Here is a 10,097-nt window from a genome sequence, read left to right as displayed (position 1 = left end):
ACCGGGAAGTGGGAGGCCCAGGTCTCTCAGGGTGCGCGCAATTGTCGACCGGGTTCTGAACGTGGCCATCATCAATGCCTTCCGTGGAGCAGTCGGACGAGAACGCGGACCAGAGCGTCGATGCGTGGTGTGCGCCGGAACGTGGTGAGCGGAAGAATCGACGGGAATCGCTGCCTCGTCATCGCACGCGGAAACGTGAATTCCCGCAACCCGTCAGCGCCATGAACCCGGCCGAATCCGGAATCACCGACACCACCCAGCGGCAGGCTCGGGACGGCGGCATACATGACGTACGAATTGACCGACACCGCGCCGGTGCGGATTCGTGTCGCGATCTCCTCGCCGTGACGGCGGGAGAAGATGCTCAGCCCCAACCCGTATCGGGTCGCGTTGGCCCGTTCGACCGCCTCGTCCATATCCCGCACCCTGGCGACGGTCAGTGTCGGCCCGAATGTCTCCTCGGTGACCGCGGCACTGTCCTCCGGCACGTCCACAAGAATGGTCGGCTGCACCACGTTGCCCTCGATGGCGTCCGGTCCTCCGAGCACGGCGCGGCCGCCCCTTCCGATCGCGTCGTCGATGTGGCGACGGATGACGTCGATGTGCGTGGGCATGGTGACGGGGCCGATCTGGGCGTTCCCGCCGGAACCGGCGCGGATCGTGCCTGCGAGGGTGACCACCCGATCGACGAAGCGGTCGAATACCTCTTCGTGCACGTACACCCGCTCCACCCCGAGGCAGGTCTGACCGGCGTTGGAGAATCCACCCCACACCGCCGCATCGGCCGCGGCGTCGAGGTCGCCGTCAGCGTCCACGATCAAGGCGTCCTTTCCGCCGCACTCCATCAGGACCGGGGTGAGCGTCGCCGCGCACGCGGTCATCACCTGCTTTCCGGTGGCGGTGGAACCGGTGAACCCGATCTTGTCCACACCCGATCGGCACAGCGCTGCTCCCGTGGAGTCGTCACCGGTGACCACCTGCAGAACCGGGTGTTCCGGCACGACCTCGGACAATGTCTGGGCCAACCACACACCGACTCCCGGGGTGTACTCGCTGGGCTTGTTTCCACGGTCCGATCACCCCCACGACTCCGAGGGGGAGATACTCGACGCCGGCCGCCTGGTTGACGGTGAGGAGGCTTGGGCGGACCGTGCGACGACCCAGTACCCGGGCGGCGTTCTTCGCTGCCCACGCGAGGTGTTCCAAGGCCATCGCAATTTCGAGCATCGCGTCCGCTTGCGGCTTGCCCATCTCGAGGTGGGTGAGTTCCGCGAGTTCCGGTGCCCGGCGGGCGATGATGCCCCGCCACGCATCGAGTCGCCGGGCGCGTGCCTCGAATCCCAGTTCCGCCCACCATCCGGCGACCTCACGCGCGCGGCGCACCGCGTCGTCGACGTCGTCGGCCGACCCGCGTGGGTGAGTACCGACCACTTGCCCGTTCGCCGGACTGATCACATCGAACGTGTCGGCCGCAGCCGAGGTGCTGATCATCGGGTGGTGCCCTTCGGTCCGTCGAGCGCCGTGTCGTCGAGCGCCGTGTCTGCGAGCGCGTTCGCCCATCCCCGTGTCACCCGACGAAGGAGTGGCAGGGACAGCGCGAGAATGGGGGCGAAACCGGGCGCGGAGTCCACCGCAAAGGTCCAGGTGAGGCGGGTTCCGTCCGGCGTCGGCTCCAGGGTGATGTCCTCGGCGAACCGGCGGAATCCCGGTCTGCTGGCTGCCTCGGCGGTGAAGGTCATCCGTCTGCCCTCGTCCCAGCGGTAGAAGCGTTCCCTCAGCGCTGCGGCCCCGTGCCCGAGCGTCACGGTCCTGGTGGTGCCGACGCCGAACGGCCGCGACGATGTCCACTCGCTTGCCGTGATCAGCCGCGCCCACGACACCAGTGCGTCGTGTGCGGTCAACACACTCCACACGTGGCCGGTGTCCGTCGAGAGATTCACGACGTGCACGATCCGGAATCGGGCGGTCTGCAGGAACTCGTCGTCGGTCGCGGCGAGTGGGTACCAGCGCGTCACAGGTCGACCACCAGTGACCCACCGGCCGAGCGGGACAGACAGATCAGCATCGAATCCTCCTTCTCGTTGTGCGTCAGGATCCTGTCGCGGTGATCGACCTCGCCGGCCAGAACACGTACGCGACAGGTGCCGCAAAAGCCCTGCTGACACGAGTAGGCGACGCCGGGGACCTCCCGGCGGATCGCGGCCAGCGCGGTCTCGTCCGGCCCGACGGACACGGTCGTCCCTCGGCGGGCGAGGTGTATCTCGAACTCGCGGCCATCGGCCACCGGAAGTGGTGAGAAGCGTTCGGTGTGAAGCGATCCGGTCGGGTCGATCTCGCGCATCACCCGACGTGCGGTCGTCATCAACGGTGTCGGGCCGCACATGTAGACGGCGGCACCCGGTGAAGCCGTGGCGAYGATTCCGGCGATGTCGGGAGGGCCGAGTTCGTCGTCCGGCCGGATCTCGACCTGGCCACGGGAGTACCGGGCGAGTTCGTCGAGGAACGGCATGGCCGCTCGGGAGCGTCCGAGATACACCAGCCGCCATGGCAGTTCACGGTCGTGGCATCTCTTCAGCATCGGCAGGATCGGAGTGATTCCGATTCCGCCCGCGACGAACAGATACGAGTCCGCGGCCACCAGCGGGAAGGCGTTGCGCGGCCCCCGCACGGTGATCGACGTCCCTGCCCGCAGGGAGTCGTGTACCTCGATCGAGCCACCCAGACCGGTGTCGATCCGGCGGACCGCGATGCGGTAGGACGACAGGTCGTCGGGGTCGCCGCACAGAGAGTACTGCCGTTGCTTTCCCGACGGGAGGATCAGGTCGAGGTGAGCGCCCGGGATCCAGGACGGAAGATCGCGCCCGTCCGGCGACACCACTTTCAGGCTGACCACATCAGCAGCCTCGGTCCGCACCTCCGCAACAATCAGATCCCTATCGAACCCCCAGTTGCGCACAGGCTTCGGCCTCGACAGCCATGGAGCTGCCCGGCTGGCGGCGAACACGTGCCGGTACGCGACCGTCGCCCGCGCGGCCAGCCGGAGAACCCTGGAGGGTTCGAAATGGGGCGTATCGGAGTCCGAACCTGCGGACCTGTCCGACGTCGTCATCGTCATGAGTGACTTTCTCGGTGGGAACGGTTGGCGGCAGGCGACTGTGCGAGGTATCGCATCGCCACATCCATGTCACCGATCTGCGAGGGATGGAAGCCGGGACGGAGGTACGGCGGAATCTCCGTGATCAGGAATTTGATGTTGGGCACGAGCCCCCGCCTGGTTGCACGGATCAGCTGCAGCGGCCAGAAGCGACCCTTGTCCATCGACGGGTCGGTGCAGAAGAGGTAGTTCATCGATGTCAGGAACAGCAAGCTGAGCGTGAGGCTGGCGATCAGCGCCGTTCGTACGCGGCGGGCATAGCTGCCGTCGACGTACATGTAGGCGTCGAAGGCGACGTTCCGGTGCTCGACCTCCTCGGCGCCGTGCCACCGGACCATGTCGAGCATCACCGGATGCATGCCCGCCTTCTCCAGCGCGGGGTCCGTCAGCAGCCACTCCCCCACCACGGCGGTGTAGTGCTCCATGGCGGCGAACAAGCCCAGCCGTTCGCACAGCCACGCCCGTTTCGCGCGGCCGGACAACCCTCGATCTCCCAGAATCCGGTCTACGAGCCAGTCCATCTTCTTCGCCATCGGTTCGATGTCCATGCCCAGTTCCGCGAGGTGTTCACGGGCACCCTTGTGCGAAGCGGCATGAGTCGCCTCCTGGCCGACGAACCCGACCACTTCCTCATGGAGCCGCTCGTCCTCGATCAACGGCAGTGCCTCCGCCAACGTCGCGGACATCGCGCGCTCACCTTCGGGAAGAACCAGATGCATGAAGTTGATGACGTGCGTGGCCATCGGCTCGCCGGGAACATAGTGCAATGGCACTCCATCCCAGGAGAACTCGACGTCACGAGCGGCGATCGCGTGTGCCTCGTCCGTGTACCGCCGCGCACCGACAGGATCGACCACAGGGTTTCGGCCGATTCGGGGAAACGACATCATCCTGCTGTCCTCACTGGCGACTTTGCCGAGGCTCCGGCCCCGCTGACGATGTAGTGGTCGAGGTCCACCCGGCGGGTCCGCGCGCGGAAGCGGCGGTTGAACCCCGGGTAGAAGGTGAAGTTGCGGCCCTCGCCGCTGAGGTAGTAGCTGTTGCACCCGCCGGTGTTCCATACCGAGGTCTGTAACCTCTCGTCGACCTCGTCGACGAACGCCTGCTGAACATCGGGGCGGACGTCAATACTCGCCGCCCCCTGCGCGTTCATTTCCTGCAGACAACTGAGGATGTACGCAATCTGCGCTTCGATGGTCACAACCTGCGAGGTGTAGACGACCGAATTGGGACCGAGCAACATGAAGAAGTTGGGGAAACCACTGATAGTGGTGCCGAGATAGGCGCGGGCATTGCCGTTCCACGCCTCGGCGAGGGTACGACCGTCTCGACCGCGCACCACATCGAACGCGGGATTGTCGGTCAACCGGAAGCCCGTTCCCAGCACGATCGTGTCGACCTCGTGCAGAACGCCGTCCTCGGTGACGATCCCATTCGATCGCACTTCCCGAATTCCGTCGGTGACCACGTCCACGTTCGGTTGCGCGAGCGCCGGATAGAAGGAGTTGGAAAACGTTGGTCGTTTGCAACCGAACGCATAGGTGGGCGTAAGTTTTGTCCGCAGTTCGGGGTTGCGGATCTGGCGGCGCAGGTGGGCGCGGCCGAGTGCCGCCAGCCCTTTCAGTAGCGCCGGCTTGTACACGAATCCGGGAACCATCGCCTCTTGGACCAGATCGAGACCGGTCCGTGCCAGCCGCTGGGCAACAGGTACCCGCGCGAACAGTTTCCGGGGCCATCCGGTCATCGGTTGGTCGGGGTGCGGAAGTATCCACGTCGGGGTCCGCTGGAACACTGTCATCGAACCGACGATCGGCTGGATTCGGGGGATGATCTGGACCGCAGAGGCACCGGTTCCGATCACCGCGACCCTTTCCCCCGCGAGATCGTGCTCGTGATCCCAGGCGGCCGAGTGAAAGACAGCGCCTCGAAAGCTCGCCAGTCCCGGGAGGTTCGGTACCGCCGGTTCACTGAACGGGCCCATCGCCCCGACCAGGATCCGCGCCTCCCAGGTTCCACGACTGGTGGTCACGTGCCACACCTGCGAGTCGTCGTCCCAGGTCGCGTCCCGCACGTCGTGACCCATCCGCAGATGCGGGACGATGCCGAAGTTCTCAGTGCAGGCGCGGAGATAGTCGTGGATCTCCTGCTGCAGCGGGTAAAGCCTGGTCCAGTTCGGGTTGGGCGCAAAAGAGAATGAATAGAGGATCGAGGGGATGTCGCACTGCGCTCCCGGGTAGGTGTTGACCCGCCACGTCCCGCCGATGTCCTCCGCGCGGTCGAGCACGACGAAGTCGTCGATGCCGGCTTGTTTCAGTCTGATCGCAGTTCCCAGCCCACCGAATCCCGCTCCGACGACGAGTACGTCGACCACTTCGGGTGGGTCATCGACGCTGTCGACCGGAAGTTCCACCGGTGTTGCAGACCTGACCATTCGGGCGCCCTCCTCGTTGATGCCGCGCATGCCGGCAACACTAGAACTGACATCACACGCTGTCAACAGCGATCGATGTCAACATTAGGGAGAGGATCACACCGGCATCCGACCTGCACGCCGCAGTGAGAGGATGAGGACATGACCGAGACCGGCCGCGGCGCACCCCGCCGATGGCGTGGACAGGAGCCGGAAGACCGACGGGCCAAGCGCCGGGAACAACTGATCGAAGCAGGCCTGGACATCATGGGCACGGACGGCGCCGATCGCGGCATCGCTCGACACGCTGAGCGGCGACGAAAACGCGACAAGGTCACCACTCAACTCAACTCGATAACGATGTTCGGCGCTCTCGCGTTCCTGTACCAGGATTGGCTCACCGGCAACTCGAAAATTTCCAAAAGCCGGGTCATAGACCATGTTTCGCTGGCAATCGAAGCCCAGGCCAACGTCAACAGCACGCCGGATCCAACCAGGTGACACTCGCCATGGACAACCACCGCGATTCCCGCCCTTGCGCCGGCCCGATTCGCCGTCACCGCCTGCCTCGTGCCGCGAGGACCGAGAACTCTACGGCGCAACCGGATAGTGGCTGGTGATCGCGACCCGGTTCCAGGCGTTCATCACGGTCGCCAGCCAGCTGATCGCGGACACCTGCACGTCGGTGAGTGAGCCGTCGTCCCAGGTCCGCCGTTCCGGGACAGCGAGCGCGGTGACCTGTTCGGCGAGCCCGAGCGCCGCCCGCTCCTGGTCGCTGAAGTACTGCGACTCCCACCACGCCGCCACGACCGCAAGTCGATCCGCGCTCTCCCCCTTGGCCAGCGCGTCGCGGGTATGCAAGCGAAGACAGAACGCGCAGCCGTTGAGTTGCGAGACCCGAATCTTCACCAACTCCACCAGCAGCGGGCCCACCCCCGCCGCCTCCAGAGCTGCCTTCACCTCCGCGTCCAACTTCGTCAGGCTCTGGTAAACGGACGGGTGCTGCTTACCGAGATTCACGCTGGTCATCATGTTTCCTTCGAATAGTGTGCCGGACTGACGAATGGTCGTGCGTGCGTTCCGGTCACGCGGACCACGCCGACCCCGTGATCCGCTCGACCATGCTCACGCTGCGGAAGCCCGGAACGAAGTGCTCCAGGACGTCGGCATTGACGGTGCCGTAGGTCGTGTCCGGCCGATAGCTGAGCCCGTCGACGAAAGCACGCAGAAACTCGTTCTTGAAGTCACCCCGCGGATGGACAGCGGTGATCTCCTCCACCTGATCCGGGTCCAGACCGTCCAAACCCAACCCGACCACATCGGTGAGAACACCGAAGTTCGTGGCAGCGACCTCATCCCCCATCCGGCCGGGAATCCCCGGCGTCGTGTGCAACGCGATCGCCGTCCACACCACCTCGGCGGCGGCGTCGGAGAAACCGCGATCGAGCAGAAACTTACGAGCATGATCGGCCCCATCGAGCTCGAACCGCTGCTCGACATTCGAAAGGGCGTGAGCAGACCCGTGTCGTGGAACAGCGCCGACAGATACAGCAGCTCAGGGTCCGGCCGCAGGCCGAGTACGCGAGCCCGCAGCGTGCTGAAGAGGAACACCCGCCGCGAGTGATGGAAGATCAGCGGGTTCGTCGTATCCTGGACGAGGCGAGTGGCCTCGGCCGCCGCCTGCGTCTCGGGAATCTCCACTCCTGCGATGATCTCGGTCATGGATCCTGCACTTTCAGGTTTCGATGTTGTAGAACAGACGATGTGTCCGTCCCCCAACGGTGCCGCACACCTGGCCTCCGGCGCCGCCTCGGTCCGGCCATGAACCACTCGAATCCGGACAGGCGGTGAGCATGCACACCAGCTCCCACCCCCACCGGGTCGCGGTCCTGGTCTACGACGGGGTGAAACTGCTCGACGTCGCCGGCCCCGCCGAGGTGTTCGCCGAGGCGAACCTATGCGGCGCCGACTACCAAATCGTGCTGCTGTCACCGACCGGGGCCAATGTGGCATCGTCCATCGGCATCACGATCTCCGTGGACGGCAACGCAGCATCGGAACCGTCCCCCGACACCTTCCTCGTCGCCGGCGGCGACATCTACCCCCGAACCGCCATCGCCCGCGAACTCGCCGCCCGCCACCCGACGACCCACGTCGAACCCGACTCGATCTACGTTCGCGACGGCACCACCTACACCTCCGCAGGCGTCAGCGCCGGCATCGACCTAGCGCTGGCCCTCGTCGAAGACGACCACGGCCCCGAACTGACACGCGACGTCGCCCGACGCCTCGTGGTCTACCTGCACGCGGGCGGACAATCGCAATTCTCCGCGCCACTCCAAGGCCCACCGCCGCGCACACCAGCCCTCCGCCGAATCGTGGATCTCGTGACGGCGGACCCCTCCGGGAACCACTCGCTCGCCGAACTCGCCACACACCTCCACATGAGCCCCCGCCACCTCACACGACTCTTCCGCACCGAACTGTCCACCACACCTGCCCGATACGTCGAACTGATCCGATTCGACCTGGCAAAGGCCCTCCTCGACCAGGGACACAACGCAACCCAGGCAGCATCACTCGCCGGATTCCCGAGCTACGAGAGCCTACGACGAGTCTTCGTGCGAGAGCTGTCGATGTCCCCGGCGGCCTACCAACGCCGCTTCCGCACCGCACACCGCGCCGACGCAGGATAACCGTGGCCACCGTGTGGCGTCGGCGACCGATGAATTCCGCCTCGCCACGCAGTCTGTATTGATGAGTGTCCGCTTCCGCACCTGCGGGAGGTGTGAGATGAGGCAACAAGGAGCGTGCATACCGTGGATCAAGACAACGTGAGCGCCACTGTGACGGTCACCGTGCCCGCCCCCAGGGTGTTCGCGGTATTGGCCGACCCGACGACCCATTCAGCGATCGACGGCACCGGCTGGGTTCAGCAAGCCGCCGACCGGGCGCCGCTGACCGAGGTGGGGCAGATTTTCCGGATGGACATGTATCACCCCAACCATCCGAACGGTGAGTATCAGGTGGCCAACGAGGTCCACGTGATCGACCCGCCGCGCGCCATCGGCTGGATGACGGGGCAGGAGAAGGACGGCGGTCGCCTGGAGTTCGGCGGCTGGATCTGGCGCTACGACCTGGTGCCGCGCGGCCCGGCCGAGACCGAGGTCACGCTCACCTACGACTGGTCTGCGGTGCCCCAGTTCATCCGCGAGTACATCCAGTTCCCGCCGTTCGGTCCTGAGCATCTCACAAACTCGCTGCACCACCTGGCCGAGCTTGCCGCCACGACCTCCCAGGCTTGGACGCCCGAGTAGTCCTACGGTTGGGCGAGCCGCTCGAGGAGCCATGATTCGACGCCGCAGAGCGCAGTCCTGGCCATTGCCGTGGGGTGGCCCGTGAACCCGTGGGGCGCGTCGGGATAGATCCGGAGCTCGACGTCATTGCCGGCGGCGGAGAGCCGGCCTGCCATCGCGAGGTTGTCTTCCAACAACACGTCCTTGCTTCCGACGACCAGCAGCGCCGGGGGAAGGCCGTGGAGGTCGCCGTAGAGAGGAGAGATGTCTGGAGCAGTGCGATCTGCCACATGGCCGGCGTAGGCCTGGATGAAGTATTCGTCAGCGATCCGACGTCCGGCCGGAGTCTGCGCGCTCGAGTCGAAGGTGCCGAATTGGAGTGCGGCGCCGGTGAACCCGTCGACGGCTCCCCTGTCCCGCAGCCGGAGCAGAGTTGCCATTGCGAGTGTCGCTCCCGCCGAACGCCCGCCGATCGCCAGTCGGGATGATCCGAAGCGGGCATCGGCGTGTTCGACGAGCCAGAGCGCCGCCGCTTCACAGTCATCGGGTGCGGCCGGCCACGGGTGCTCGGGTGCCAGCCGGTAGTCGACGCTGACGACGGCGATGCGGAGAGCGTCAGCGAGTTCACGGTTACGCACGTCGTCGCGCGCCGCGGAGTCCATGTAGAAGCCGCCGCCGTGTATGTCGAGGTAGACGCCCCGCGCTCGACCGCCGGTGGGGGTAGAGATCCTCACCGGGACATGCGCTCCCGCGGCTTCGACCATCTCTTCGATCGCCGGTGGATCGGCGGGAGAAGGAGCGGACCGCCTCGCCCGTACTTCCCTCAACTCCTCGGGGGTGCGGGGGCCACGGCCTGCTGCCCTCGAGGTGTAGAAACCCCGAGCTTCCTCGACCTGCTCCGCGGGCACGTCAGCCAGCAAATAGTCCAGCGCGAACCGCACGCGCCCTCCTCACCGTCGGGGTCTCATCACCACACTGTTTACCGCGCAGCGCTCGGCACACACCGAACGCGAATTCAGTGCTTCTGAACGGTTTTCAGTGTTCGCGAGCCGACGGAGATTGTATCGGTACAGATTGTTGCAAGAGTTCGGCACGGGTGCCGGGCATGCCGCTGTCACCCCGATCGGAGGATTTGACTGCCAGAACTTGGTTGATCCCGAGCCGATTCGCCGCAAACGCCAACGCCGCGCCGGCCATGTACATCCGCCACACCCGGGCCCGCCCGGCGCTGCTGTAG

Annotated in this window: 9 protein-coding genes and 3 pseudogenes; 3 read left to right on the top strand and 9 right to left on the bottom strand. The window is 65.7% G+C overall.

From position 1 onward, the window contains the following. Window positions 1-71: 71 nt before the first annotated feature. From AC1D1G_RS35465 to AC1D1G_RS35445, 5 genes and pseudogenes are all read right to left on the bottom strand, one after another. Window positions 72-1,491 (bottom strand): annotated as a pseudogene (locus AC1D1G_RS35465) (aldehyde dehydrogenase family protein). Continuing rightward, window positions 1,488-2,015: an SRPBCC family protein gene (locus AC1D1G_RS35460; RefSeq protein ID WP_477955760.1), complete on the bottom strand. Its 528-nt coding sequence runs from the start codon at window positions 2,013-2,015 to the stop codon at window positions 1,488-1,490. Before AC1D1G_RS35460 ends, AC1D1G_RS35465 begins: the two are co-directional and overlap by 4 nt. Beyond that, complete coding sequence (locus AC1D1G_RS35455) at window positions 2,012-3,115, bottom strand: PDR/VanB family oxidoreductase (protein WP_477955758.1); 1,104 nt, start codon at window positions 3,113-3,115, stop codon at window positions 2,012-2,014. Before AC1D1G_RS35455 ends, AC1D1G_RS35460 begins: the two co-directional genes overlap by 4 nt. After that, on the bottom strand, window positions 3,112-4,044 hold the full coding sequence (locus AC1D1G_RS35450; protein ID WP_477955756.1) for a metal-dependent hydrolase: 933 nt from the start codon (window positions 4,042-4,044) through the stop codon (window positions 3,112-3,114). Before AC1D1G_RS35450 ends, AC1D1G_RS35455 begins: the two co-directional genes overlap by 4 nt. Next, window positions 4,041-5,585: a flavin-containing monooxygenase gene (locus tag AC1D1G_RS35445; protein WP_477955754.1), complete on the bottom strand. Its 1,545-nt coding sequence runs from the start codon at window positions 5,583-5,585 to the stop codon at window positions 4,041-4,043. Before AC1D1G_RS35445 ends, AC1D1G_RS35450 begins: the two co-directional genes overlap by 4 nt. A 141-nt stretch (window positions 5,586-5,726) precedes the next feature. Between AC1D1G_RS35445 and AC1D1G_RS35440 the strand changes: the two genes are divergently transcribed. After that, entirely contained in the window at window positions 5,727-6,065 is a 339-nt protein-coding gene (locus AC1D1G_RS35440; protein WP_477955752.1) for a hypothetical protein, read from the top strand. A 90-nt stretch (window positions 6,066-6,155) separates the two neighbouring features. Here AC1D1G_RS35440 and AC1D1G_RS35435 read toward each other — a convergent pair whose 3' ends face one another. Beyond that, a complete protein-coding gene (locus AC1D1G_RS35435) occupies window positions 6,156-6,593 on the bottom strand; it encodes a carboxymuconolactone decarboxylase family protein (RefSeq protein ID WP_283332318.1) in 438 nt (145 codons plus the stop codon). 55 nt (window positions 6,594-6,648) lie between these two features. Further along, window positions 6,649-7,286: pseudogene (locus AC1D1G_RS35430) on the bottom strand (HD domain-containing protein). A gap of 131 nt (window positions 7,287-7,417) precedes the next feature. On the opposite strand from AC1D1G_RS35430, the gene AC1D1G_RS35425 reads away from it, so the two are divergent. Together AC1D1G_RS35425 and AC1D1G_RS35420 are read left to right on the top strand one after the other, a co-directional pair. Then, window positions 7,418-8,260, top strand: coding sequence for a GlxA family transcriptional regulator (locus AC1D1G_RS35425; protein WP_477955750.1), 843 nt, complete (start codon window positions 7,418-7,420; stop codon window positions 8,258-8,260). Between the two features lie 123 nt (window positions 8,261-8,383). Beyond that, complete coding sequence (locus AC1D1G_RS35420) at window positions 8,384-8,881, top strand: SRPBCC family protein (RefSeq protein WP_477955749.1); 498 nt, start codon at window positions 8,384-8,386, stop codon at window positions 8,879-8,881. A gap of 2 nt (window positions 8,882-8,883) precedes the next feature. Here AC1D1G_RS35420 and AC1D1G_RS35415 read toward each other — a convergent pair whose 3' ends face one another. Both AC1D1G_RS35415 and AC1D1G_RS35410 read right to left on the bottom strand, forming a co-directional pair. Then, entirely contained in the window at window positions 8,884-9,801 is a 918-nt protein-coding gene (locus tag AC1D1G_RS35415) for an alpha/beta hydrolase (RefSeq protein WP_477955748.1), read from the bottom strand. Between the two features lie 94 nt (window positions 9,802-9,895). Beyond that, window positions 9,896-10,097, bottom strand: a pseudogene (locus tag AC1D1G_RS35410) (SAM-dependent methyltransferase); the annotation flags it as partial.

It is taken from the genome of Rhodococcus sp. P3_B8, from assembly GCF_056402775.1.
Note: the sequence above shows the minus strand (reverse complement) of the source record. Positions and strands in the feature narration are given on the sequence as shown.